General features: G+C 66.3%; 15 protein-coding genes and 3 rRNA genes. 8 read left to right on the top strand and 10 right to left on the bottom strand.

Annotation, left to right across the window (positions count from 1 at the left end):
• The 7 genes from QQM39_RS38430 to QQM39_RS38400 all read right to left on the bottom strand — a co-directional run bounded on the left by QQM39_RS38430 (window position 1) and on the right by QQM39_RS38400 (window position 9809).
• A complete protein-coding gene (locus tag QQM39_RS38430) occupies window positions 1-333 on the bottom strand; it encodes a small basic family protein (RefSeq protein WP_003988855.1) in 333 nt (110 codons plus the stop codon).
• Complete coding sequence (locus QQM39_RS38425) at window positions 330-1241, bottom strand: DUF881 domain-containing protein (RefSeq protein WP_302002233.1); 912 nt, start codon at window positions 1239-1241, stop codon at window positions 330-332. Before QQM39_RS38425 ends, QQM39_RS38430 begins: the two co-directional genes overlap by 4 nt.
• Before the next feature lie 98 nt (window positions 1242-1339).
• Entirely contained in the window at window positions 1340-3835 is a 2496-nt protein-coding gene (locus QQM39_RS38420; protein ID WP_302002232.1) for a mannose-1-phosphate guanyltransferase, read from the bottom strand.
• Window positions 3836-3950: 115 nt separating this feature from the next.
• Window positions 3951-4559 carry a CDP-alcohol phosphatidyltransferase family protein gene (locus tag QQM39_RS38415; protein ID WP_302002231.1) on the bottom strand — a complete coding sequence of 203 codons (609 nt, stop codon included), beginning with the start codon at window positions 4557-4559 and terminating at the stop codon, window positions 3951-3953.
• 110 nt (window positions 4560-4669) lie between these two features.
• Window positions 4670-4786: ribosomal RNA gene (gene rrf / locus QQM39_RS38410) — 5S ribosomal RNA — on the bottom strand.
• A gap of 69 nt (window positions 4787-4855) precedes the next feature.
• A 23S ribosomal RNA gene (locus QQM39_RS38405) occupies window positions 4856-7975 on the bottom strand.
• Between the two features lie 306 nt (window positions 7976-8281).
• A 16S ribosomal RNA gene (locus QQM39_RS38400) occupies window positions 8282-9809 on the bottom strand.
• Together the 16S, 23S and 5S rRNA genes form the textbook arrangement of a ribosomal RNA operon.
• Before the next feature lie 555 nt (window positions 9810-10364).
• Between QQM39_RS38400 and QQM39_RS38395 the strand changes: the two genes are divergently transcribed.
• Window positions 10365-10814, top strand: a complete 450-nt coding sequence (locus tag QQM39_RS38395) for a PTS glucose transporter subunit IIA (RefSeq protein ID WP_302002230.1) — start codon at window positions 10365-10367, stop codon at window positions 10812-10814.
• Window positions 10815-10896: 82 nt separating this feature from the next.
• On the top strand, window positions 10897-12567 hold the full coding sequence (gene ptsP / locus QQM39_RS38390; protein ID WP_302002229.1) for a phosphoenolpyruvate--protein phosphotransferase: 1671 nt from the start codon (window positions 10897-10899) through the stop codon (window positions 12565-12567).
• A 70-nt stretch (window positions 12568-12637) separates the two neighbouring features.
• Here ptsP and QQM39_RS38385 read toward each other — a convergent pair whose 3' ends face one another.
• Together QQM39_RS38385 and QQM39_RS38380 are read right to left on the bottom strand one after the other, a co-directional pair.
• Entirely contained in the window at window positions 12638-13531 is an 894-nt protein-coding gene (locus QQM39_RS38385; protein ID WP_302002228.1) for a hypothetical protein, read from the bottom strand.
• 178 nt (window positions 13532-13709) lie between these two features.
• Complete coding sequence (locus QQM39_RS38380; RefSeq protein WP_302002227.1) at window positions 13710-15677, bottom strand: acetoacetate--CoA ligase; 1968 nt, start codon at window positions 15675-15677, stop codon at window positions 13710-13712.
• A gap of 211 nt (window positions 15678-15888) precedes the next feature.
• Here QQM39_RS38380 and QQM39_RS38375 point away from each other — a divergent pair, with 211 nt between their 5' ends.
• Window positions 15889-18267: a TIM-barrel domain-containing protein gene (locus tag QQM39_RS38375; RefSeq protein ID WP_302002226.1), complete on the top strand. Its 2379-nt coding sequence runs from the start codon at window positions 15889-15891 to the stop codon at window positions 18265-18267.
• On the opposite strand, the gene QQM39_RS38370 is transcribed toward QQM39_RS38375, so the two are convergent.
• Window positions 18258-18794, bottom strand: a complete 537-nt coding sequence (locus QQM39_RS38370; protein WP_302002225.1) for an NUDIX domain-containing protein — start codon at window positions 18792-18794, stop codon at window positions 18258-18260. The two genes, QQM39_RS38375 and QQM39_RS38370, sit on opposite strands and share 10 nt — an antisense overlap.
• Window positions 18795-19013: 219 nt before the next feature.
• Here QQM39_RS38370 and QQM39_RS38365 point away from each other — a divergent pair, with 219 nt between their 5' ends.
• From QQM39_RS38365 to glpK, 5 genes are all read left to right on the top strand, one after another.
• The gene (locus tag QQM39_RS38365) at window positions 19014-19439 is read left to right on the top strand and encodes a Zn-ribbon domain-containing OB-fold protein (RefSeq protein WP_302003874.1); all 426 of its coding nucleotides are present in this window, start codon (window positions 19014-19016) and stop codon (window positions 19437-19439) included.
• Window positions 19436-20626, top strand: coding sequence for a lipid-transfer protein (locus tag QQM39_RS38360; RefSeq protein ID WP_302002224.1), 1191 nt, complete (start codon window positions 19436-19438; stop codon window positions 20624-20626). The genes QQM39_RS38365 and QQM39_RS38360 overlap by 4 nt, the downstream gene beginning before the upstream one ends.
• Before the next feature lie 167 nt (window positions 20627-20793).
• Window positions 20794-22446 (top strand): EAL domain-containing protein, encoded by a 1653-nt coding sequence (locus QQM39_RS38355; protein ID WP_302002223.1) that lies wholly within the window; start codon window positions 20794-20796, stop codon window positions 22444-22446.
• 482 nt (window positions 22447-22928) lie between these two features.
• Window positions 22929-23654 carry an MIP/aquaporin family protein gene (locus QQM39_RS38350; RefSeq protein ID WP_302002222.1) on the top strand — a complete coding sequence of 242 codons (726 nt, stop codon included), beginning with the start codon at window positions 22929-22931 and terminating at the stop codon, window positions 23652-23654.
• Window positions 23655-23676: 22 nt separating this feature from the next.
• Window positions 23677-25188: a glycerol kinase GlpK gene (gene glpK, locus QQM39_RS38345; RefSeq protein ID WP_302002220.1), complete on the top strand. Its 1512-nt coding sequence runs from the start codon at window positions 23677-23679 to the stop codon at window positions 25186-25188.
• Window positions 25189-25223: the final 35 nt, after the last annotated feature.

Genomic DNA, 25223 nt, shown 5'->3' with positions numbered 1-25223 from the left:
TCACGCCCTGAAGACGTGTCGGCGAATGGCTGCGGCGTTCGAGAAGATGCGGATGCCGAGCACGACGACGACACCGGTGGACAGCTGGGCACCCACGCCCAACTTGTCGCCCAGGAACACGATCAGCGCGGCCACCACCACGTTGGACAGGAAGGACACGACGAAGACCTTGTCGTCGAAGATCCCGTCGAGCATGGCCCGCAGACCTCCGAAGACGGCGTCGAGAGCCGCTACGACGGCGATCGGCAAGTAAGGCTCGACGACCGCCGGAACCTCAGGCCGGACCAACAGGCCGGCCACGACTCCCACGACGAGGCCCAGTACGGCGATCACGATGTGCCCTTCTCGGTTTTCTCGGTGTTCGGCTGTGCTGTACGTACGATCACACTCGGTGCGGCGGGCAGGCGGAGGTCGTCCTGCACGGAAATGCTGGTCCTGACCCCGAAGTTCTCCTGCAGGGCGTGCAGATACAGCCCGTCGGCGCTGTCCTGGAACCTGGCGCTGAGCCGCTCCCCGTCCCCCACCGCGAGCACCGTGTACGGCGGAACCAGCGGCCTGTTGTCGACCAGTATCGCGTCACCCGCGGCCCTGATCGCCGAGAGGGCCGTCAGCCGCTGCCCGTTGATCGAGACGGCCTCGGCACCCGACTCCCACAGCCCGTTGACCACACGCTGCATGTCCCGGTCGCGCACCCGCCCGGTGTCGGAGAACCCGGACGTCCCGCGCGGTTCGCCGTCACCGCTGGTGCTGGCTTCCTTGGCGTCGTTCACGACCAGCTTCACACCGGGCCCGTGCACCTCGACTGCGCCCGCCAGGATGCCCACGAGCTCCGCCTGGTCACTGTCGCCGGTCGTCTTCAGCGCCTCGCGCTGCCGCGCGCTCACATCGTCGCGCAGCTTGTCGACGCTCTCCTCCAGCTTGTCCGCCGCCGCGGTCGCACGGTCGATGCGGTCGATCAGTTCCTCGCGCTCCTTGGCCATGACGGGCGCCGCGACCCGCGCCTGCGCCGCTCCCACGGTCACCACGAGCGCCGCGAGCACCAGCCCGGCGGCGAGCCCCAGCTTCGCCCTCAGCGTCCTGGGCAGGCCTGCGTCCCCTGCGGCCTTCTTACGAGCGGCGGCCTCGGCGTACCCGTCGTCGAGGCTGTGATCCATGACGTTGGTGAGCAGCGACATGGACGCGTCCGGGCGCGAGGGGCGCGTGGGTGTGCTCCGAACGGGGGGCTGCGGCATGCCGCACATCGTCGCACGTCGCGGCCGATACCTCCGAATGGCCCCACCGGCGTGCCGGACAGGCCTCCTGGGGATGCCTGTCCGGCACGCGCGCGTGTACCGGGCGCCTAGCGGCCGGCGCTGTCCACGACCGCCGCCCACTCGTCGAGCAGGGCCTGCGCGGACGCGTCGTCCGGCCCTTCGGCCCACAGATGGGTGACCGCCTCGGCCGGGTCGGGCAGCACCATCACCCAACGCCCGTCGGTCTCCACGACCCGAACGCCGTCGGTCGTGTCGACAAAGCGATCTCCAGCCGCCTCCACGACCCGACGCATCACCAGTCCCTTGACGGCCCAGGGGGTCGCAAGATCCCGCTTGATGACATGCGCCCGCGGAATCCGCGCGTCGATCTGGCTGAGCGTGAGCTGCGTCCGCGCCACCAGCCCGATCAGCCGTACGAAGGCCGCCGTACCGTCGAAGACGCTGCTGAACTCAGGGACGATGAAGCCGCCCCTGCCGTCCCCGCCGAAGATCGTCGTGTCATCGCCACCGACCCTGGTCAGATCATCCGGCGAGGTGGTCGTCCACTCCACCTGTGTCCCGTGATACGCCGCCACCTGCTCGGCGATCCGCGTGGTGGTCACCGGCAGCGCCACCCGCCCGCTGCGCCGCTCCGCAGCCACGAGGTCGAGCATGACGAGCAGAGCCCGGTCGTCCTCGACGATCCGCCCCTTCTCGTCGACCAGCGACAGCCGCTCACCGACGGGATCGAACCGCACTCCGAAAGCCGCCCGCGCCGACGCCACGATCTCTCCCAGCCGCACCAAGCCCGACCGCCGCGCGTCCGCCGACTCCGTGGGCCTGGACTCGTCGAGACCGGGGTTGATGGTCAGCGAGTCCACACCGAGCTTCCCGAGCAGGCTGGGCAGCACAAGCCCAGCGCTGCCGTTGGACGCGTCCACGACGACCTTCAGCCCCGACTCCGAAATCCCGGTCGTATCGACGTTCCGCAGCAACGACCCGGTATAGGAGTCGAAGACACTAGCCGGGAAATACAGGTCCCCGATCTCGCCCGGGAACGCACGCCGGTACTCCTGCCGCGCGAAGACCCGGTCCAGCTTCCGCTGACTGCCCTGCGACAGGTCGGCACCCTGCCCGTCGAAGAACATGATGTCCACGGAGTCCGGCACCCCGGGCGTCGTCCGGATCATGATCCCGCCCGCACTGCCCCGCGCGGTCTGCTGCCGCGCCACGGGCAGCGGTACGTTCTCCAGATCCCGTACGTCGATGGCGCTGGCCTGCAGCGCGGAGATGACCGCCCGCTTGAGCGCCCGGGCACCACGGGAGTGGTCGCGGGCCGTGGTGACAGTGGACCCCTTCTTCAACGTCGTCGCATACGCGCCGGCGAGCCTCACCGCCAGCTCAGGCGTGATCTCCACGTTCAGGATTCCGGAGACACCACGAGCACCGAAGAGATGCGCCTGCCCCCTCGACTCCCAGATGACCGAAGTGTTGACGAAGGCGCCGGCCTCGATGGTCTTGAACGGATAGACGCGCACATTGCCCTGGACGATCGACTCTTCACCGATCAGACACTCGTCCCCGATGACCGCGCCGTCCTCGATCCGTGCGGCACGCATGATGTCGGTGTTCTTCCCGACGACACAACCACGCAGGTTGCTGTGCTGCCCGATATACACGTTGTCGTGCACGACAGCCTTGTGCAGAAACGCACCGCTCTTCACGACGACGTTCGAGCCGACGACGGTGTGCTCCCGGATTTCCGCACCGGCCTCGACCTTGGCGTAGTCCCCGATGTACAGAGGCCCCCGGAGAACGGCGTCGGGATGCACCTCGGCGCCTTCCGCCACCCACACACCCGGCGAGATCTCGAAGCCGTCGATCTCGACGTCGACTTTGCCTTCCAGGACGTCGGCCTGCGCCTTCACATAGCTTTCGTGGGTACCGACGTCCTCCCAGTACCCCTCCGCGACATACCCATAGATCGGCTTGCCCTCCTTCATCAACTGCGGGAAGACATCGCCGGACCAGTCCACGGGCACGTCTGCCTCGACATAGTCGAAGACCTCGGGCTCCATGACATAGATGCCAGTGTTCACGGTGTCCGAGAAGACCTGCCCCCAGGTCGGCTTCTCAAGGAAGCGCTCGACCCGGCCCTCCTCGTCGACAATGGTGATGCCGAATTCCAGTGGATTGGGCACACGCGTCAGACAGACGGTGACCAGCGCGCCCTTTTCCTTGTGGAAGTTGATGAGCTCAGTGAGGTCGAAGTCGGTCAGGGCATCACCGGAGATGACGAGGAAAGCATCGTCCTTCAACGCCTCTTCGGCGTTCTTGACGCTTCCGGCGGTACCGAGTGGCTTCTCCTCATTGGCATAGCTGAGCTCCATTCCGAGCTCTTCACCGTCACCGAAGTAGTTCTTGACCAACGAGGCCAGGAACTGAACAGTAACGACGGTCTCACTCAGCCCATGCCTTTTGAGCAGCCGCAGAACGTGCTCCATGATCGGCCGGTTGGCCACCGGCAGGAGCGGCTTGGGCATGCTTGAGGTCATGGGGCGAAGGCGTGTGCCTTCGCCTCCGGCCATCACGACGGCCTTCATGTCGGAAGCGTCCTCCTCTAAGAGACGACGGTCTAGCCGACTTCACTCGTCCAGATTGTCCCGCACTTTTCCGCCGCGGGCCATCGAGCGGCTACGCCCGTTTCAATCCGCGAGTTCAATCGGCCATGGCGTCCGCACGAACCAGGCGGCGGACCTGTACCACGTAGAGGACTCCTGCCCACCAGTACAGCGTTGTACCCCATCCGGCGAACGCCCATCCGAAAATAGCAGCGAGTGACGCGATCCAGCCACTTCCGTCACTGAGCAGCAACAGCGGGAAGGCATACATCAGGTTGAAGGTAGCCGCCTTCCCAAGGAAGTTCACCTGGGGCGGCGGATAGCCATGCCGCCGGAGGATGCCCACCATCACCAGCAGAACCAGTTCTCGCGCCAAAAGTACAGCGGTCAACCAGACTGGCAGAATCTCCCGCCACGTGAGACCGACCAAAGTCGAGAGAATGTAGAGCCGATCGGCCGCCGGATCGAGAAGCCGGCCGAGGCTGCTGATCTGGTTCCAACGCCGCGCGAGCTTGCCATCCAGGTAGTCGCTGACGCCGCTCAGAGCCAGCACCAGGAGCGCCCAGCTGTCGCTCTTCGGCCCACCGAACTCAGGCCGGAGAATCAGCCACAGGAACAGCGGCACCCCAACGAGCCGCGCCATGCTGAGGATGTTGGGGATGGTGAGTACCCGGTCCGTCTGAACACGGGTCTCCTGGACCTCCACCCGGGGGCCTCCTGTGGGAAACGTACTTACGATGCCCCCTGACCCTACCTCAACGCAAAAAAGCTCTGGCTCTCGGGCTTGTATGCCCAAGAGCCAGAGCTCTAAAAGGAGTTCGGCGGCGTCCTACTCTCCCACAGGGTCCCCCCTGCAGTACCATCGGCGCTGTAAGGCTTAGCTTCCGGGTTCGGAATGTAACCGGGCGTTTCCCTCACGCTATAACCACCGAAACACTATGAAGTTAAACCGGAAAAAACACGGTCGTTGCCTCAGAACTAACACAGTGGACGCGAGCAACTGAGGACAAGCCCTCGGCCTATTAGTACCGGTCACCTCCACACCTCACGGTGCTTCCAGATCCGGCCTATCAACCCAGTCGTCTACTGGGAGCCTTACCCCATCAAGTGGGTGGGAGTCCTCATCTCGAAGCAGGCTTCCCGCTTAGATGCTTTCAGCGGTTATCCCTCCCGAACGTAGCCAACCAGCCATGCCCTTGGCAGAACAACTGGCACACCAGAGGTTCGTCCGTCCCGGTCCTCTCGTACTAGGGACAGCCCTTCTCAAGACTCCTACGCGCACAGCGGATAGGGACCGAACTGTCTCACGACGTTCTAAACCCAGCTCGCGTACCGCTTTAATGGGCGAACAGCCCAACCCTTGGGACCGACTCCAGCCCCAGGATGCGACGAGCCGACATCGAGGTGCCAAACCATCCCGTCGATATGGACTCTTGGGGAAGATCAGCCTGTTATCCCCGGGGTACCTTTTATCCGTTGAGCGACGGCGCTTCCACAAGCCACCGCCGGATCACTAGTCCCGACTTTCGTCCCTGCTCGACCCGTCGGTCTCACAGTCAAGCTCCCTTGTGCACTTACACTCAACACCTGATTGCCAACCAGGCTGAGGGAACCTTTGGGCGCCTCCGTTACTCTTTAGGAGGCAACCGCCCCAGTTAAACTACCCATCAGACACTGTCCCTGATCCGGATCACGGACCCAGGTTAGACATCCAGCACGACCAGAGTGGTATTTCAACGACGACTCCACGAACACTGGCGTGCCCGCTTCAAAGTCTCCCACCTATCCTACACAAGCCGAACCGAACACCAATATCAAACTGTAGTAAAGGTCCCGGGGTCTTTCCGTCCTGCTGCGCGAAACGAGCATCTTTACTCGTAGTGCAATTTCACCGGGCCTATGGTTGAGACAGTCGAGAAGTCGTTACGCCATTCGTGCAGGTCGGAACTTACCCGACAAGGAATTTCGCTACCTTAGGATGGTTATAGTTACCACCGCCGTTTACTGGCGCTTAAGTTCTCAGCTTCGCCACCCCGAAGAGTGACTAACCGGTCCCCTTAACGTTCCAGCACCGGGCAGGCGTCAGTCCGTATACATCGCCTTACGGCTTCGCACGGACCTGTGTTTTTAGTAAACAGTCGCTTCTCGCTGGTCTCTGCGGCCACCCCCAGCTCAGAGTGCAAGACTCATCACCAAGCGTGGCCCCCCTTCTCCCGAAGTTACGGGGGCATTTTGCCGAGTTCCTTAACCATAGTTCACCCGAACGCCTCGGTATTCTCTACCTGACCACCTGAGTCGGTTTAGGGTACGGGCCGCCATGAAACTCGCTAGAGGCTTTTCTCGACAGCATAGGATCATCCACTTCACCACAATCGGCTCGGCATCAGGTCTCAGACTATTGCCAGGCGGATTTACCTACCTGACGTCCTACACCCTTACCCCGGGACAACCACCGCCCGGGATGGACTACCTTCCTGCGTCACCCCATCACTCACCTACTACCAGATAGGTTCGTCGGCTCCACCACTCCCCTTTGCCCGAAGGCTCCAGGGCGGCTTCACGGACTTAGCATCACTGGATTCAATGTTTGACGCTTCACAGCGGGTACCGGAATATCAACCGGTTATCCATCGACTACGCCTGTCGGCCTCGCCTTAGGTCCCGACTTACCCTGGGCAGATCAGCTTGACCCAGGAACCCTTAGTCAATCGGCGCACACGTTTCTCACGTGTGTATCGCTACTCATGCCTGCATTCTCACTCGTCAACCGTCCACAACTACCTTCCGGTGCTGCTTCACCCGGCAGACGACGCTCCCCTACCCATCCACACAGGCGTTGGCCCTATTGTGTGAATGACACGACTTCGGCGGTACGCTTGAGCCCCGCTACATTGTCGGCGCGGAATCACTAGACCAGTGAGCTATTACGCACTCTTTCAAGGGTGGCTGCTTCTAAGCCAACCTCCTGGTTGTCTCTGCGACTCCACATCCTTTCCCACTTAGCGTACGCTTAGGGGCCTTAGTCGATGCTCTGGGCTGTTTCCCTCTCGACCATGGAGCTTATCCCCCACAGTCTCACTGCCGCGCTCTCACTTACCGGCATTCGGAGTTTGGCTAAGGTCAGTAACCCGGTAGGGCCCATCGCCTATCCAGTGCTCTACCTCCGGCAAGAAACACACGACGCTGCACCTAAATGCATTTCGGGGAGAACCAGCTATCACGGAGTTTGATTGGCCTTTCACCCCTAACCACAGGTCATCCCCCAGGTTTTCAACCCTGGTGGGTTCGGTCCTCCACGAAGTCTTACCTCCGCTTCAACCTGCCCATGGCTAGATCACTCCGCTTCGGGTCTTGAGCGCGCTACTAAAACGCCCTATTCGGACTCGCTTTCGCTACGGCTTCCCCACACGGGTTAACCTCGCAACACACCGCAAACTCGCAGGCTCATTCTTCAAAAGGCACGCAGTCACGAGAAACAAGCAAGCTTGCTTCCGACGCTCCCACGGCTTGTAGGCACACGGTTTCAGGTACTATTTCACTCCCCTCCCGGGGTACTTTTCACCATTCCCTCACGGTACTATCCGCTATCGGTCACCAGGGAATATTTAGGCTTAGCGGGTGGTCCCGCCAGATTCACACGGGATTTCTCGGGCCCCGTGCTACTTGGGTGTCTCTCAAACGAGCCGCTGACGTTTCGACTACGGGGGTCTTACCCTCTACGCCGGACCTTTCGCATGTCCTTCGCCTACATCAACGGTTTCTGACTCGTCCTGTTGCCGGCAGACAACAGAAGAGAGATCCCACAACCCCGCATACGCAACCCCTGCCGGGTCTCACACGTATACGGTTTAGCCTCATCCAGTTTCGCTCGCCACTACTCCCGGAATCACGGTTGTTTTCTCTTCCTGCGGGTACTGAGATGTTTCACTTCCCCGCGTTCCCTCCACATACCCTATGTGTTCAGGTATGGGTGACAGCCCATGACGACTGCCGGGTTTCCCCATTCGGAAACCCCCGGATCAAAGCCTGGTTGACGACTCCCCGGGGACTATCGTGGCCTCCCACGTCCTTCATCGGTTCCTGGTGCCAAGGCATCCACCGTGCGCCCTTAAAAACTTGGCCACAGATGCTCGCGTCCACTGTGCAGTTCTCAAACAACGACCAGCCACCCATCACCCCCAACCAAAGGCTGGAGTGCACTGGGGCCGGCATCACGAGGGAAATCATTCCCTCAGATACCCAACAGCGTGCCCGGCCAGCTCCCGTCCGAAGATCATGCGTTCCACACTCTTGCGAGCAGTACTAGCAGCCTCCGACCCGTGAACCCGGCCGAATAATCAACGTTCCACCCATGAGCAACCAGCATCAGACACTCGCTGATGTACTGGCCTCTGAACCAGGCAAGCCCGGCTAAGAAGTGCTCCTTAGAAAGGAGGTGATCCAGCCGCACCTTCCGGTACGGCTACCTTGTTACGACTTCGTCCCAATCGCCAGTCCCACCTTCGACAGCTCCCTCCCCACAAGGGGGTTGGGCCACCGGCTTCGGGTGTTACCGACTTTCGTGACGTGACGGGCGGTGTGTACAAGGCCCGGGAACGTATTCACCGCAGCAATGCTGATCTGCGATTACTAGCAACTCCGACTTCATGGGGTCGAGTTGCAGACCCCAATCCGAACTGAGACAGGCTTTTTGAGATTCGCTCCACCTCACGGTATCGCAGCTCATTGTACCTGCCATTGTAGCACGTGTGCAGCCCAAGACATAAGGGGCATGATGACTTGACGTCGTCCCCACCTTCCTCCGAGTTGACCCCGGCGGTCTCCTGTGAGTCCCCATCACCCCGAAGGGCATGCTGGCAACACAGGACAAGGGTTGCGCTCGTTGCGGGACTTAACCCAACATCTCACGACACGAGCTGACGACAGCCATGCACCACCTGTACACCGACCACAAGGGGGCGACCATCTCTGGCCGTTTCCGGTGTATGTCAAGCCTTGGTAAGGTTCTTCGCGTTGCGTCGAATTAAGCCACATGCTCCGCTGCTTGTGCGGGCCCCCGTCAATTCCTTTGAGTTTTAGCCTTGCGGCCGTACTCCCCAGGCGGGGAACTTAATGCGTTAGCTGCGGCACCGACGACGTGGAATGTCGCCAACACCTAGTTCCCACCGTTTACGGCGTGGACTACCAGGGTATCTAATCCTGTTCGCTCCCCACGCTTTCGCTCCTCAGCGTCAGTAATGGCCCAGAGATCCGCCTTCGCCACCGGTGTTCCTCCTGATATCTGCGCATTTCACCGCTACACCAGGAATTCCGATCTCCCCTACCACACTCTAGCTAGCCCGTATCGAATGCAGACCCGGGGTTAAGCCCCGGGCTTTCACACCCGACGTGACAAGCCGCCTACGAGCTCTTTACGCCCAATAATTCCGGACAACGCTTGCGCCCTACGTATTACCGCGGCTGCTGGCACGTAGTTAGCCGGCGCTTCTTCTGCAGGTACCGTCACTTTCGCTTCTTCCCTGCTGAAAGAGGTTTACAACCCGAAGGCCGTCATCCCTCACGCGGCGTCGCTGCATCAGGCTTTCGCCCATTGTGCAATATTCCCCACTGCTGCCTCCCGTAGGAGTCTGGGCCGTGTCTCAGTCCCAGTGTGGCCGGTCGCCCTCTCAGGCCGGCTACCCGTCGTCGCCTTGGTGAGCCATTACCTCACCAACAAGCTGATAGGCCGCGGGCTCATCCTGCACCGCCGGAGCTTTACACCATCAAGGATGCCCAAGACGGTCATATCCGGTATTAGACCCCGTTTCCAGGGCTTGTCCCAGAGTGCAGGGCAGATTGCCCACGTGTTACTCACCCGTTCGCCACTAATCCCCACCGAAGTGGTTCATCGTTCGACTTGCATGTGTTAAGCACGCCGCCAGCGTTCGTCCTGAGCCAGGATCAAACTCTCCGTGAATGTTTTCCCGTAATCGGGACGACACCACGAGAGCGGAACAGTCAGGCGGAATAAGCCCGACCGTTCACAGCGTCCTCGCTGTGTTTTTTCAAAGGAACCTCGCCCCAACCGGTAATCCGGCCGGAGACGGGGTATCAACATATCTGGCGTTGATTTTTGGCACGCTGTTGAGTTCTCAAGGAACGGACGCTTCCTTTGTACTCACCCTCTCGGGCTTTCCTCCGGGCGCTTCCCTTCGGTGCTTCAAACTCTATCAGTGTTTTTCCGGCTCTCTGACCACCGTCCTGCAGGCATGCAGAAGGCGACCCCGAGATAGGATCTGACAAGTTTGAGTGCTGCCGGGCCAGGACACATAGCCGCGTCGCTCAGCCCCAAGCAGGAGTACGACTGTACACGCAGCCGCGGAGCCGGTGCAAATCGACTTGAGGTATGGTCTAGACCACTTCGAAGTGCTCGCGCGGAACCTGCACTTCATGTGACATACCCTGCTGAACAGTGTGCCGTCCGCACAGGCAACGGCGGCCCATATCGATCTCCACCCCTGGGAGGCTTCCCATGACCACCGTGACGTCCCCACTGGCAGGACGCGCCGTCGGACTGGCTTCCGTGCCGGATCCGGTCTTCTCCGGGGCCATGGTCGGCCCGGGCACCGCGATCGACCCCGTGCGTGAGCCCTCCGAGGCCGTGTCACCCGTGGATGGGGTCATCGTCTCTCTCCACCCGCATGCCTTTGTCGTCGTCGACGAGCAGGGGCACGGCGTGCTCGCTCATCTCGGTATCGACACCGTGCAGCTCAACGGTGAGGGTTTCGAGCTCCTCGTGAACAAGGGCGACACCGTGACTCGCGGCCAGGGCATCGTGCGCTGGAACCCGGCAGCCGTCGAGGCAGCCGGTAAGTCCCCGGTGTGCCCGATCGTGGCCCTCGAGGCCACGGCCGAGGCCCTCTCCGATCTGCGTGACGACGGCGATGTGAAGGCCGGCGACAGTCTCTTCATTTGGAAGTGACACCGTTGCCGTCGTATGACGGCAACTAGGGACGACAAACACCGCGGCGGCGGGACCCGCCGCACTAACGGAGACGGGTGAGATGGAGACAACGCTGCGAGGCGTCGGCGTGAGTCACGGTGTGGCGATCGGCGAGGTTCGGCACATGGGAACGGCGGTCCTCGAACCGCCTGCCAAGCAGATTCCGGCCGAGGATGCGGAGCGTGAACCGGGGCGCGCCCGCAAGGCCGTGGAGGCTGTGGCAGCCGACCTGATGGCACGCGGCAACCTGGCGGGGGGCGAAGCCCAGGCGGTGCTCGAGGCGCAGGCCATGATGGCCCAGGACCCCGAGCTGATGGCGGATGTGGATCGGCGTATCGCCGTCGGCAGCACGGCCGAGCGTGCCGTGTACGACGCTTTCGCCGCGTACCGCGAGCTGCTGGCAGGTGCCGGGGAGTACCTGGCCGGTCGCGTGGCCGACCTCGACGACGTGCGGAATCGTATCGTCGCTCGTCTGCTCGGGGTCCCGATGCCGGGTGTCCCGGACAGCGACGAGCCCTATGTCCTTGTGGCTCGCGACCTCGCCCCGGCGGATACGGCGCTGCTGGACCCGACCCTCGTTCTCGGCTTTGTCACCGAGGAGGGCGGGCCGACCAGTCACAGTGCGATTCTGGCGAGGGCGCTCGGTGTGCCGGCCGTGGTCGCGCTGCCAGGTGCCGGTGAGCTCGCCGAGGGCACGGTCATCGCCGTGGACGGCAGCACCGGAGACATCTTCGTGAACCCGAGCGAGGAGAAGAAGACGGAGCTGGAGGCGGCCGCCGCTGCGCGCAAGGCCGCGCTCGCGGCGTCGACGGGTCCGGGTGCCACCGCCGACGGCCACAAGGTGCCACTGCTCGCCAATGTCGGCGGTCCGTCCGACGTCCCGGCCGCTGTCGAGGCGGGCGCTGAGGGTGTCGGTCTGTTCCGCACCGAGTTCCTCTTTCTCGACGACAGCAAGAAGGCCCCGTCGGAAGAGAAGCAGGTCGAGGCCTATCGGCAGGTTCTCGAAGCCTTCCCCGAGGGCCGTGTCGTCGTACGTGTGCTGGACGCGGGCGCGGACAAGCCGCTGGACTTCCTGACGCCGGCCGATGAGCCGAACCCGGCCCTGGGTGTGCGCGGTCTGCGGACGCTGCTGGACCACCCCGAGGTGCTGCGCACCCAGCTGACGGCACTCGCCAAGGCGGCGGAGGGGCTGCCCGTCTACCTCGAGGTCATGGCTCCGATGGTGGCGGACCGTACCGATGCGAAGGCGTTCGCGGACGCATGTCGTGCGGCCGGGCTCCAGGCGAAGTTCGGTGCGATGGTGGAGATTCCGTCGGCCGCGCTGCGGGCGCGTTCGATCCTGCAGGTGGTCGAGTTCCTGTCGCTGGGGACGAACGACCTCGCGCAGTACACCTTCGCCGCAGACCGTCAGGTGGGTGCGGTGTCCCGGCTGCAGGACCCGTGGCAGCCCGCGCTGCTCGACCTGGTCGCCTTGTCCGCCGAGGCTGCGAAGGCCGAGGGCAAGAGCTGTGGTGTCTGCGGGGAGGCAGCGTCCGATCCGCTGCTGGCGTGTGTGCTGACCGGTCTGGGTGTGACCTCCTTGTCCATGGGTTCGGCGTCTATTCCTTACGTCCGGGCGACGCTGGCGAAGTACACGCTGGCGCAGTGTGAGCGGGCCGCTGCGGCCGCACGGGCGGCGGACAGCGCCGAGGAGGCGCGCAACGCCGCTCAGGCGGTGCTGTCCGGCGAGTAGCCGGAGCGGGACGGCTGCACGCCGGTTCGCGCGGGGCGCTCCACCTGCGGGTGGAGCGCCCCTCCTGCGTTCAGTGGCGGTGTCCCGGCGGCGCTTCCTCACCTCCGAGATCCGGCGGCACGCAGTAGTCGACGCCTGATTCCGGGGAGATGAGGTCTCCGGATTCGATGTCGGTGCAGTAGGCGTCGAAGACCTCGCCCGCGGTGAGGGGTTCCAGCCCATCTCCGCGCAGGCGCCATCCGTAGATCCGGTCGGATGTGTCGGGGGCGCTGGTCCGCATCACGAGTCCACCGGGGCTCTGGGTGGCGATGCCGAGGGCGAGGACTGTGGTGAACTCCAGGACTTCCCCCTCGTCGAGGTGCGTTGCGCCTTGGGCGTCTTCGTCGGCGTGCAGGACTGCGACGAGGGTTTCCGGGGTTCCCGTGACGCTGCAGACGAGGTGTCGGTTGCCCGGCTGGGCCGTATCCAGGATGCGGAAGAGGAGGTTCGAGGCACGGGCGAAGGCCGCGCGGCCGAAGTCCTCGCCGCAGGTGGCGCAGGCTCCGAGTCGTGCCAGGAGTGTGGACGCGTACTCCCACGTGGCTTGTCGGACGGCTTCGTCGACGAGGGCCGGGACGAGGTCTGCCAGGGACTGGCCCTCGTAGGGGACGGTGGGGCCGGTGGTCGCGAGTTCGGCGGTGAAGCGGGTGCGGCTCGAGGGGACGTCGGGGTCGAGGCCCGTTTCCGCGCAGAACTCGGCGTACTCCTCCGGGTCGAAGAGGGCGATCGTCGTATGGCTGCCTTGGGAGGCCCGTGTCCTGAGGAGCGCCTCCATCTGTTGCAGGTAGATCTTGTGGTCGTCGAAGGTGAAGCTGCGGTAGCGCCGCATGGCACGGAAATCGTGCTCGTCGGTCAGCAGGCCGATCGTGCCGGCGATCTCGCGGCGCAGGACGCGTCGCATCGTCTGGTGGTTGGTGTGGACCATGTTTCCCCCTGTGCACAGTCGATCAATGCTCACTCACAGTAACCGGCAGCACTGACAACGGCGTCCGTGTGAGGTGCCTGCGGGCCAGGAGGGGCGTGTTCGTGCAGGTTGGAGGGGTGGTGTCCGCGGCGGTCGGCCTCGGAATTCATCGAGGTCGGTGAGTCCGAGGCCGCGTCGGTCAGGCTCGCTTGCGTGCAAGCTCCTCGTAGAAGTGCAGGAGATCGAGGTTGTCGATGGAGCCCGGGTTGACCGCCTTTTCCAGCGGTGTGCCCTGGAGCAGGCGCTTGACCGGGACCTCGATGCGCTTTCCGGTGAGGGTGTGTGGGACGCCGGGGACCTCGATGATCTCGTCGGGGACGTGACGTGGTGAGAGTTGTTCGCGGATGGTCTGCTTGATGCGGCTCAGGAGGGCCTCGTCGAGCACGGCTCCGGGGACCAGGTGCACGAACAGGGGCATCCAGTAGCCGCCATCGGGCTGCTCGATGCCGATGACGAGGGATTCTTTGATCTCGGGGAGGCGCTCCACGGCTTCGTAGATGTCGGCCGAACCCATGCGCACGCCCTGGCGGTTGAGTGTCGAGTCGGAACGGCCGTGGATGACGACGGAGCCGCGTGAGGTGACGGTGATCCAGTCGCCGTGGCGCCATACGCCGGGATACGTGTCGAAGTAGCTGTCGCGATACCGGCTGCCCTCGGGGTCGTTCCAGAAGTAGATCGGCATGGACGGCATGGGGTTGGTGACCACCAGCTCGCCCACTTCGTCGACGAGGGGTTTGCCGCTGGGGTCCCAGGACTGCAGGTCGGTGCCCAGGCTGGGGGCCTGGAGCTCGCCGACGTACACAGGCAGCGTGGGCACGGCTCCGGCGAAGCAGGAGCACACGTCCGTGCCACCGCTGACGGAGGCGATCCACAGGTCGTCGCGGACCTCGTCGTGCAGCCAGCGGAACCCGTCGGGCGGTAGGGGTGATCCGGTGGTGGCGACACACTGCACCTTGGCGAGGTCGAAGTCGCGTGCGGGGTGCACTTCGGCCTTGCGGCAGGCCATGACGTACGCGGCAGAGGTGCCGTAGAGGGTGGCTCCCGTGCGTTCGGCGACTCGCCACTGGGCGCCCGTGTCGGGATAGCCCGGGCTGCCGTCGTAGAGGACGATCGTGGTGCCGGTGAGGAGGCCGGAGACGAGGAAGTTCCACATCATCCAGCCTGTCGACGTGTACCAGAAGAAGCGGTCTTCGGGGCCCAGGTCGCAGTGCAGGCCGAGTTGTTTGAGGTGCTCGACGAGGATGCCGCCCTGGGACTGGACGATGGCCTTGGGCAGGCCGGTCGTGCCGGAGGAGTAGAGCACCCAGAGGGGGTGGTCGAAGGGCACCTGCTCGAAGGCGGGTTCCTCGTCGGCGGCGGTGAGGGCCGACCACTCGAGTGCGCCTTCGGGGGTCTCGGTGCCGAGGAGGGGAATGTGGACCACGGCGCGCAGGGTGGGCAGTTCGCGGCGCAGTTCGGTGACGGTGTCGCGGCGGTCGTGCTCCTTGCCGCCGTAGCGGTAGCCGTCGACGGTGAACAGGACGACGGGTTCGACCTGCTGGAAGCGGTCGAGGACGCTGCGGGCGCCGAAGTCGGGGGCGCAGGAGGTCCAGACGCCTCCGACGGCGGCGGTGGCGAGGAGGGCGACGACGGCCTGCGGGATGTTCGGGAGGTAGCCGCTGACGCGGTCTCCGGGGCGTACGCCGAGGGCGCGCAGCTCGGCGGTGAGAGAGCCGACCTGGCGGCGCAGTTCGGACCAGGTCACGGGGCTGGGCTGGTGGGATTCGTCGACGTAGAGGAGGGCGGGTTCGTCGGCGCGGGTCGCGGCGGCGCGCAGGGCGTGCTCGGCGTAGTTCAGGGTCGCGCCGGGGAACCACTCGGCGCCTGGCATCGAGCGGTCGTCGAGCACGCGCGCGTAGGGCGTGGAGAAGCTGACGTCGAACCACTCCGTGACGGCTTTCCAGAACGTGTCCAGCTCGTCGACCGACCAGCGGTGCAGGGCCGCGTAGCCGCCCTCGGCGGGGGCGCCGTGGTTTTCGGCGGCCCAGGCCTGGAACTTGGTGACCCTGGCCTGGGCGATGCGTTCCGGATCTGGCTGCCAGAGCGGCTGGGGGTTCACGGTCGACATGGGGCGGCTCCCGGACTTTGCGCGTCGTGTGCGTCCTCCGCGCACGGCGGGGTGTGCGCGTGACGCGGATGACACGGACGATGCCATGTGATCGACTTCTGCACCAGGGTGCGCCCCACACAGTCCGTGTCGTGAAGATGTGGTCCCAGCACGGGTGAACGGAAGTTGAATGGCACGCGTGTGTGGCGTCGGCAATGGCAGGCTGAGCAGCATGGACGGTCGTGACCTGGTGCGTTCGATGAAGGCGGTCGGTTCTGTGGGGGCGGCCCAGGGGTTGCGTACCGTGCGGGCGGCGTGGCGCAGGAGGCGTGCCGACGCCGTGGGGTTGCCGCCCCGGGGTGCCGAGCGCGCGCGGGTGCCCGGGCCCGTGCAGGAGGTGCGGCCCGGCCCGGGCGGCGGTGTCATCCGGTTCAGCCGGTCCGAGCTGCGCATCACCGTCGCCGTGAACGGCGCCGTCTTCTGGGGCTGGGACGGGGCCGCTCCCGAGCCGTCGTACGCGCTCGCGGGGCGCTGTCCGGAACCGGATCCCCGGGCGTTGCTGGAGCCCGACAAGGACGGTGGCTGGCGGGTCGTGGCCGAGCGGGTGACGGTCGTCATCTCGCGGCACGGCGCGGTGGAGGTGCAGACGCCCGGTGGGGTGACGCTCCGGCGCGATCTGCCGCCGCGTTGGTGGGAGCCTGTCGACGGTGGGACGGCACGGTGGATGCAGCGGTCGGAGGTGGCCGCGGAAGCGCGCTTCTACGGGCTCGGGGGGCGGGCGTCAGGGCCTCGTCTGCGAGGCGGAACGTACCGGCTGTGGAACACCGACCCCGGCCGTGCCTTCGGCCCTGGCGACGACCCGCTGTACATCACCATGCCGGTGCAGTTGGTGGTGGCCGACGCCGGCACTCACCTGGTGTTCCACGACACCTCGTGGGACGGCAGGGTGACGCTGCGGGAGGGTGAGGAGGGGGCCGGTTCAGGGCACGACCGGGCGGGGATCAGCGAGCTGCGGATGGACGGCGGTCCGCTGCGCTGCTGGGTGATGGTGGGTACTCCCGCGCGCGTGCTGCTTGTCTGGGCCTCTCTCACCGGTGCGCCGGCTTTGCCGCCCGCATGGGCGCTGGGTCACCAGCACGCGCGGTGGGGCTTCGGCAGCGAGCAGGAGGTGCGGCGGATCGTTTCGGGCTACCAGGAGCGGGACCTGCCGCTGGACGCGGTCCATCTGGACATCGACCACTACGACGAGCACCAGGTGTTCACGGTCGACCAAGAAGGCTTCCCCAAGCTGCCGCAGCTCGCCGAGGAGTTGCGGCGGGACGGTATCCGCCTGGTGTCGATCGTCGACCCGGCGGTCAAGGCCGCGCCGGGCAATGTCGTGTACGACAGTGGGACGGCCGAGGACGCGTTCGTCAGGGACGCCTCGGGAGAGCTCGTGCGGGGAGTGGTCTGGCCCGGGGAGGCGGTCTTCCCGGACTTCACTCACGCGCGCGTGCGTGCGTGGTGGGGTGGCCTGTACGAGGAGCGGCTGGCACAGGGTTTCTCGGGTTTCTGGCATGACATGAACGAACCGACCTCGTTCGCCGCCTTCGGGGAGTCGACGCTGCCGCGTTCGGCCCGGCACTCCCTGGAGGGGCGGGGTGGGGATCATCAGGAAGCGCACAACGTCTACGGCCTGTGCATGGCCAGGGCGGCATACGAGGGGCTGCGCGAGCTGATGCCCGAGGAGCGGCCCTTCGTCTTCTCGCGCTCCGGATGGGCCGGCATGCAGCGCTACGGGGGGACGTGGTCCGGGGACGTGGCCACGGGCTGGCCGGGGCTGCGGGCGTCGCTGTCGCTGGTCATGGGGCTCGGGCTGTGCGGCGTGCCGTACTCGGGGCCGGACGTCGGCGGTTTCGACGGGAGTCCGTCGCCGGAGCTGTATCTGCGGTGGTTCCAGTTGGCCGCGTATCTGCCGCTGTTCCGTACGCACGCGAGTCTGCGCGCGGGGCGCAGGGAGCCGTGGGAGTTCGGTTCCGAGGTGCTGGAGCACGCGCGCGTGGCGCTCGTCGAGCGTCGGCGGCTGCTGCCGTACTTCGTGACGCTGGCGCATCTGGCCCGGCGCACAGGGGCGCCTTATGTACGTCCACTGTGGTGGTCGACGCCCGACGACCGCGTGCTGCGCGACTGCGAGGATGCGTTTCTGCTGGGCGATTGCCTTCTGGTGGCGCCGGTGCTGGATGTGGGGGTCGACCGGCGTGCGGTGCAGTTGCCGCGAGGGCGCTGGTACGACACCGCGACGGAGCGGGTGCACGAGGGACCTGGGCAGGTTCTCGTCGACGCGCCTCTCTCCCGGATCCCGGTGCTCGCGCGCTCGGGCGCCGTCGTCCCCGTACGTGGGGACGACGGCGGGCTGGAACTGGAGGTGTGGGCGCCCGCCCCAGGGTGTACCGGGGGCGGGCTGGTGGTGCCGGACGCGGGTGACGGCTGGGACGAGCCGGAGATCGAGCGTTACGTCAGCCGCTGGGAGGGCGGAAAGCTGGTCGTCGAGCGGGAGCTCGAGGACGGGGTGGTCCCGTCGCCTCACCCGGTTCGCATACGAGGGCTCGGCGAGCGTCGAGCTCAGACGTAGCGGCCCTCGAAGAACGCCCGTACGGCCAGCGTGTGCAGCGGGAAGGCCAGCTCCTCCGGCCTGCGCAGGAGGTGCCAGCCTTCGGTCTCGTCGGTGGCGGCCGACGTCGGCAGACGGTCGGCGGGTCGTTCCGGCAGTAGGCCGAACAGCAGCAGGTGCCCGTCGGGGGAACTCATCGCGTCGACGAGACGTACGTCGCGGCCGGCCGCGTCGATGCCGGTCTCTTCCTTGAGTTCGCGTACGACGGCCTGCCGCCAGTCCTCCCGGTCGTCGATGTAGCCGCCGGGCAGGGCGATGCCTCCGCGCGCGGGGGCGATGGTTCGGGTGATGACGACCAGGGCGGTGCCCTTCGTGTCGTACACGGGCTGGAGTGCGATCGCTACCGGCAGCGGATTGCGGTAGGCCACGGTTGCGCATGCCGGGCAGGTTCGGGGCCAGCCGGAGACGCCCTCTCCGTAGGGCGCGCCGCAGCTCGAACAGTGGGAGTCTGCTGCGGAGTTGGGGGCGGAGTGCTGAGTTTCGGACACGCGGCGGACTGTATCCGATCAGTGGAAGGGCGTCTTCCGGGGGCCGGTCACTACTGCCTTGTGAGGGATTTCCAGGGCACGGGGAGATCGAAGTAGGTGTCCGGACAGGGCTCCGGCCGGCCCACATGGCCGCCTGCCGCTTTCCGCTTGCCCGTGGCACACTTCTGACGTCCCGTCAGATCTGTTGCAGGAGGGGCTATGCCACGCACGCGTACGCCTGTGGTCGCCGGGTGGTTCGCCGGTGAAGGGGACGACTTCCGGCTCCTCGGCACCCGTTGCTCGAACTGCACCTCGGTGTTCTTCCCGCGCGAGGACGCCCACTGCCGCAACCCGGGCTGCCCTGGCGGCGATCTGGAGGAGGTGCCGCTCTCGCGGCGGGGGCGCGTCTGGTCGTACACGGACAGCCGATATCGGCCTCCGTCACCCTATGTGACCGATCCGGAACTTCCGTGGGAGCCGTACGCGTTGATCGCTGTGGAGCTGGAGTCCGAGCGTCTCGTGCTGCTGGGACAGGCGGTTCCCGGGGTCACCGTCGCCGATCTGACGGTGGGCATGGAGGTGGAGGTCGTTCCCGGCGTGCTCCATGAGGACGCGGAGACGATCTGGACGACCTGGCAGTGGCGGCCGACGGGGGTGACGGCGTGACGGAGGAGGTGGCGGTGCTCGGCGTGGGCATGCACCCCTGGGGCAAGTGGGGGCGCAGCTTCGTCGAGTACGGGACGGCGGCGGCCCGCGCGGCGCTCGCGGATGCGGGACTGGAGTGGCGGAACATCGGGGCGATCGTCGGTGCGGACACCGTGCGGGGCGGCTATCCCGGCTATGTGGCCGGGGCCACGTTCGCGAGGGCGCTCGGATGGCAGGGCGCGAGGGTCACGAGCGTGTACGCGGCGTGCGCGTCGGGGGCGCAGGCCGTCAACACCGCTCGGACGCAGATACTTTCGGGACTCGCGGACGTGGTGCTCGTAGTGGGCGCCGATGCGGCTCCCAAGGGCTTCTTCCGGCCTGCCGGCGGCGACCGGCCCGACGATCCGGACTGGCTGCGCTTCCGCGTCCTCGGTGCGACCAATCCGGCGTACTTCGGGCTGTACGCGCGCCGCCGGATGGCCGTGCACGGTGATACACCCGAGGACTTCGCGCAGGTCAAAGTAAAGAACTCCGCCCTGGGCGCACTCAATCCGAACGCGCGCTACCGCAGGCAGGTCACCGCCGCAGAGGTCGCCGCCTCTGCCGTGGTCGCCGATCCCCTGCGTCTGCTCGACATCTGCGCGACCTCGGACGGTGGAGCGGCTCTCGTGCTGGCCGGCATGGAGTTCGCACGTCGGCACGGGGCCCGGGACCCGGTGCGGATCCGTGCGGTGTCCACCGTGACGCCGCGTTATCCCAACACGGTCCTGGATCTGCCCGACATGGCGACGGACTCCGCGGCGGTGGTGCAACCGGCGGCCGAGACGTTCCGGGAGTCGATCGCGCGCGCCGCCTACGAGGAAGCGGGCGTCGGCCCCGAGGAGCTCTCCTTCGCGGAGGTCTACGACCTGTCCACCGCTCTGGAGTTGCAGTGGTACGAGGATCTGGGGCTGTGCGGCGAGGGAGAGGCCGCGAAGCTGCTGCGGGAGGGCGCGACGGCATTGGGGGGACGAATACCCGTGAACGTGAGTGGGGGGCTTGCCTCCTTCGGGGAGGCGGTTCCGGCCCAGGCGATAGCCCAAGTCTGCGAACTCACCTGGCAGTTGAGAGGCGACGCCGGTGACCGGCAGGTCGCCGGGGCACATGTGGGGATCGCGGCGAATCAAGGGCTGTTCGGACACGGCTCGGCGGTGATCGCGGTGCGGTGATGCGCGCCGGTGCGGTGGATGTGAGGCGTTCGGCTGTACGAGTGTGGTGTCACCGTCGTACGTCCAGGGAGGTGAGGTCTTTCTACGCTGTGTGACCAACCCGGAATCCTGCGTGAACGTCTCATGAACTGGGCTCGGGCGTCTGCCGGCGGCGAGATCATGCTCGCGTGCCCTCCTGGACGGATACTCTCCGCTTCGCATTCCAGCCGGTGGTCAATCTGACGACCGGAGGAGTCGCGGGGCTGGAGATACTCGCCCGCCCGGAGACCGGCGACGTCCTGGCCGAGGCCCGCCGCGATCCCGAACTCGACGGCCGACTTGCCGTGTTGGCGTTCCGTACGGCGGCTCGCAAGGAGACCTTACTGCCGCTGTACGTCAACGTTTTCGCCGGCACCCTCGCCGACCTGGGCGGACTGACACCGCTGCACGACGCCGTGCGCGCGGCGGGGCGACTGCCGTGGGAGGTGACGATCGACGTCGGTCCGCCGTACACGCACGTGCCCCAGCACGCACTGCTGGAGGCGATCGGCGCGTTGCGGGAGCAGGGTTTCCGGGTCAGTGCGGACGGCATCGGCGATGGGGACGTACCGCTGCGGTTGCTCACCGACATGGCACCGGACCTGGTGAAACTCGATGCGTGCCTGCTGCCGCGGCCGGCAGCCGTACGGGCGATGCGGACGCTGTGTGAGCAGTTGGGAGCGCTCCTGTGCGTCGAGGGGGTGGAGACGGAGTTGCAGTGCTCATCCGCGCGGTCGGCCGGTGCACAGCTGGCACAGGGGGAGTTGTTCGCTCCCCCGGCTCGGCTGCCGGCAGCGGAGGTATACGTTCCGCCACGCTCCCCCGGACTGGCGGTGACGCCACGCTCGGGGCCGTCGGTGCGGGAGTTCGTACGGCCGGCCGCACTCCTGCCCGCCACCGCGTCCGCCGGCCAGGTGCGAGCGCTGCTGACCGGATCGCCGGACGTGTCCGGAGTGCTGCTGGTGGACTCGAACGGCGTCCCGCTGCGGTCCGTGCACCGCTCCCGGTTCCTGCTGTCGATGTCGGGGCGGTACGGCCATGCGCTGTACGCCGACCGGCCCGCGGCCAAGCTGGGAGATCCGCCGCGCACGGTGGGCGTAGACGCCACCGCGTGGGAAGTATTGGACGTGGTCGCCGTCGGCGGCCGGGACCGTACTTCGGACGATGTAGCCGTGGTCGACCGGTACGGCCGGTGTGTGGGCGTCGTACGGCTCGCGGACCTCGTACGGGCGCTCGCCGAGACCCGGGTCGAGGAGGCCGCGGGGCTCAATCCGCTGACGCGGCTGCCCGGTTCGGATGCCATCACCGGTGAGGTGGACCGGCGGATCGCGGACGGGCGGACGTTCGCACTGACTTGGCTGGACGTGGACCACTTCAAGCAGGTCAACGACGGGGCCGGGTTCGCGGCGGGCGACGAGCTGATCCGCTCGGTCGGACAGGCGCTGCAGCGCGCGGCGTCCGACAGTACCCGCGTGGGCCACATCGGCGGCGACGACTTTCTGGTGCTCGCGGATCCGGAGGGGCTCAATCCGCTGGCCGCCTCCGTGCTGGACGCGCCCTGGTCCGCAGGTGGGCGTCCCGTCACGCTCTCTCTGGCCACGGTCCTGTGCGAGCCCGGGAGCGTGACGGACCACCGGCAGGCGGCCGCCTGTCTGGCCCCTCTCAAGAAGGCCGCGAAGTCACTGAGCGGGGCGAGCTGGGTGATGGGCCGCGCGGGGCTGTCCGGGCACGAGATCCTTCGCGGCGTGGCGGCGGCGTCGGCCCCGGCCGAGTGGGCGGTGGCGGACCCGAGCAGGGGGTGAGACGCTTTTCCCACGAGGTCGTCGGAGGCCGAAGGGCGTCCGTACGGCCTCAGCACAGCCATGGTCTTCGGCCCCTGCCGGTTCAGCAGGAACTGGCCTCCCTGCCGGCCTCAGCAGGGCCTCGGAGGCCGTCCCACTTCCGAACGGGCGTGCCACGAGCCGTGTGGGCGACGGTCCGTGGCCCGTCGGTGCGCCCCCAACCGTTGGCGTCGGCGACCTTGACGCCCCCTGGACGCCGGTGAACACTTCCCGGTGTCAGTCGACATCGCCGTACATTCTCGGCGTATCCACGCACTGCGCCGCGCGGTTCCGCCTGGACCATGGCTCCCTTCCCCCACGGGCGAGTCGGCTGCGACGGCACGCTCGTCACGGACGCCGGGCGGGGCGCGGGACCTCCCTGCCTTCGGCTGAAGTCGCCGTGGGAAACGCACCCCGCACGGAGAACCGGGGCCGATCGTCCCGGCCAGGGCCTAGGAGCCGCCATGAGCAACGGAGACATATTCCTCGGTGAGGTCATCGGTACCGCGATCCTGATCCTCTTCGGGGCCGGTGTCGTCGCCGCCGTCGTACTCAACTATTCGAAGGCGAAGGACGCGGGCTGGGTCGTCATCGCGTTCGGCTGGGGATTCGGCGTGATGGCCGGCGCGTACACCGCCGCGCCGCTGTCCGGAGGTCAGCTCAACCCGGCCGTGACGATCGGTATCGCCATCGACACGGGGGAATGGGACAAGGTCCACATCTACATCGCCGGCCAGATGGTCGGCGCGATGCTCGGTGCGGTGCTGTGCTGGCTGGTCTACTTCGCGCAGTTCCAGGCCAACGCCGACAAGGAGATCGCTCAGCCGACCCTCGGAATCTTCTCCACCGCCCCCGCGATCCGCAATGTCGTCGCGAATCTCATCACCGAGATCATCGCGACCATCGCGCTGGTACTGCCGATCCTGGCGTTCGGTCTAACCAAGGGGCTCGGCGTGTCCGGCACGGCGATCCTGATCGTCTCCTTCCTGGTGGTCGGCATCGGTCTGTCGCTCGGCGGTCCCACGGGTTATGCGATCAACCCGGCCCGCGACCTGGGCCCGCGCATCGTCCACGCGCTGCTCCCGATTCCCAACAAGGGCAACTCGGACTGGGGTTACGCGTGGATTCCGGTGGTGGGACCGCTGATCGGCGGGGCGCTGTCCGGGCTCATCTTCAACGCAGCCTTCTGAAGGAACCGACGAAGGGGACGTCATGACGGACAAGTTCGTCGCCGCAATCGACCAGGGCACGACCTCCAGCCGCTGCATCATCTTCAACCAGGACGGCGCCATCGTGGCCGTCGACCAGCGCGAGCACCGCCAGATCTTCCCCAAGCCAGGGTGGGTGGAGCACGACGCCACCGAGATCTGGTCCAAGGTGCAGGCCGTGGTCGCCGGGGCGATCGCCAAGGCGGGGCTGCGCGCCGATCAGCTCAGCGCCCTCGGCATCACCAACCAGCGCGAGACGACGGTCCTGTGGGACCGCGCGACGGGCAAGCCGGTGCACAACGCGATCGTGTGGCAGGACACGCGTACCGCGGCGCTGTGCAACCAACTCGGCGGTTCGGATGGGCAGGATCGTTTCCGCGAGCAGACGGGGCTGCCGCTGGCCAGCTACTTCTCGGGCCCGAAGGCGGCCTGGCTGCTGGACAACGTGCCTGGTCTCAGGGCCCGCGCCGAGCGCGGCGAGATCGCCTTCGGCACCATCGACTCCTGGCTGATCTGGAACCTCACCGGCGGTACGGACGGCGGGCACCACGTCACCGACGTGACCAACGCCGGCCGCACCATGCTGATGAACCTGGAGAGCCTGCAGTGGGACTCCTCGATCCTTTCCGCCATGAACGTGCCCGAGGCGGTCCTGCCGGAGATCAAGTCCTCCGCCGAGGTGTACGGAACCGCTGTCGGGCAGCTGTCCGGCGTGCCCGTCGCGTCCGCGCTGGGCGACCAGCAAGCGGCCGTGTTCGGGCAGGCCTGCTACGACGTGGGCACGGCGAAGAACACGTACGGCACGGGCAGCTTCCTGCTGCTCAACACGGGCAACCGGCCGGTGCCGTCGAAGAGCGGGCTGCTGACGACCATGGGCTACAAGATCGGCAGCGAGGCGCCCGTGTACTGCCTGGAGGGGTCGATAGCGATAACGGGCGCGCTGGTCCAATGGTTCCGGGACCAGCTCGGCATCATCCGCACCGCCGACGAGATCGAGACCTTGGCGGCAAGCGTCGAGGACAACGGAGGCGCGTACATCGTGCCCGCCTTCTCCGGCCTGTTCGCGCCGTACTGGCGCTCCGACGCGCGCGGTGTCATCACCGGACTGACGCGGTACGTCACCAAGGCGCACCTCGCGCGCGCGGTGCTGGAGGCGACGAGCTGGCAGACGCGCGAGGTCGTGGACGCCATGTACCAGGACTCCGGGGTGCAGATCACGACCCTGAAGGTCGACGGCGGCATGACGAAGAACAACCTGCTCATGCAGCACCAGGCGGATGTGCTCGACGTGCCTGTGATCCGGCCCAAGGTCTCCGAGACGACCTGTCTGGGTGCCGCTTACGCGGCGGGGCTGGCCACGGGTGTGTGGAACGACCTGGACGAGCTCAAGACGCACTGGGCGAAGGACGCCGAGTGGACGCCCGCCATGACTGCCGCCGAGCGTGACCGCGAGTACCACAACTGGCGCAAGGCGGTGGAGAAGAGCTTCGGCTGGCAGGAGGACGGCGACACCTGAGGGACACGGCGAGAGCCGTGATCGGTGCACGCGTG

It is taken from the genome of Streptomyces sp. DT2A-34 (assembly GCF_030499515.1).
Classification (GTDB): Bacteria; Actinomycetota; Actinomycetes; order Streptomycetales; family Streptomycetaceae; genus Streptomyces.
Note: the sequence above shows the minus strand (reverse complement) of the source record. Positions and strands in the feature narration are given on the sequence as shown.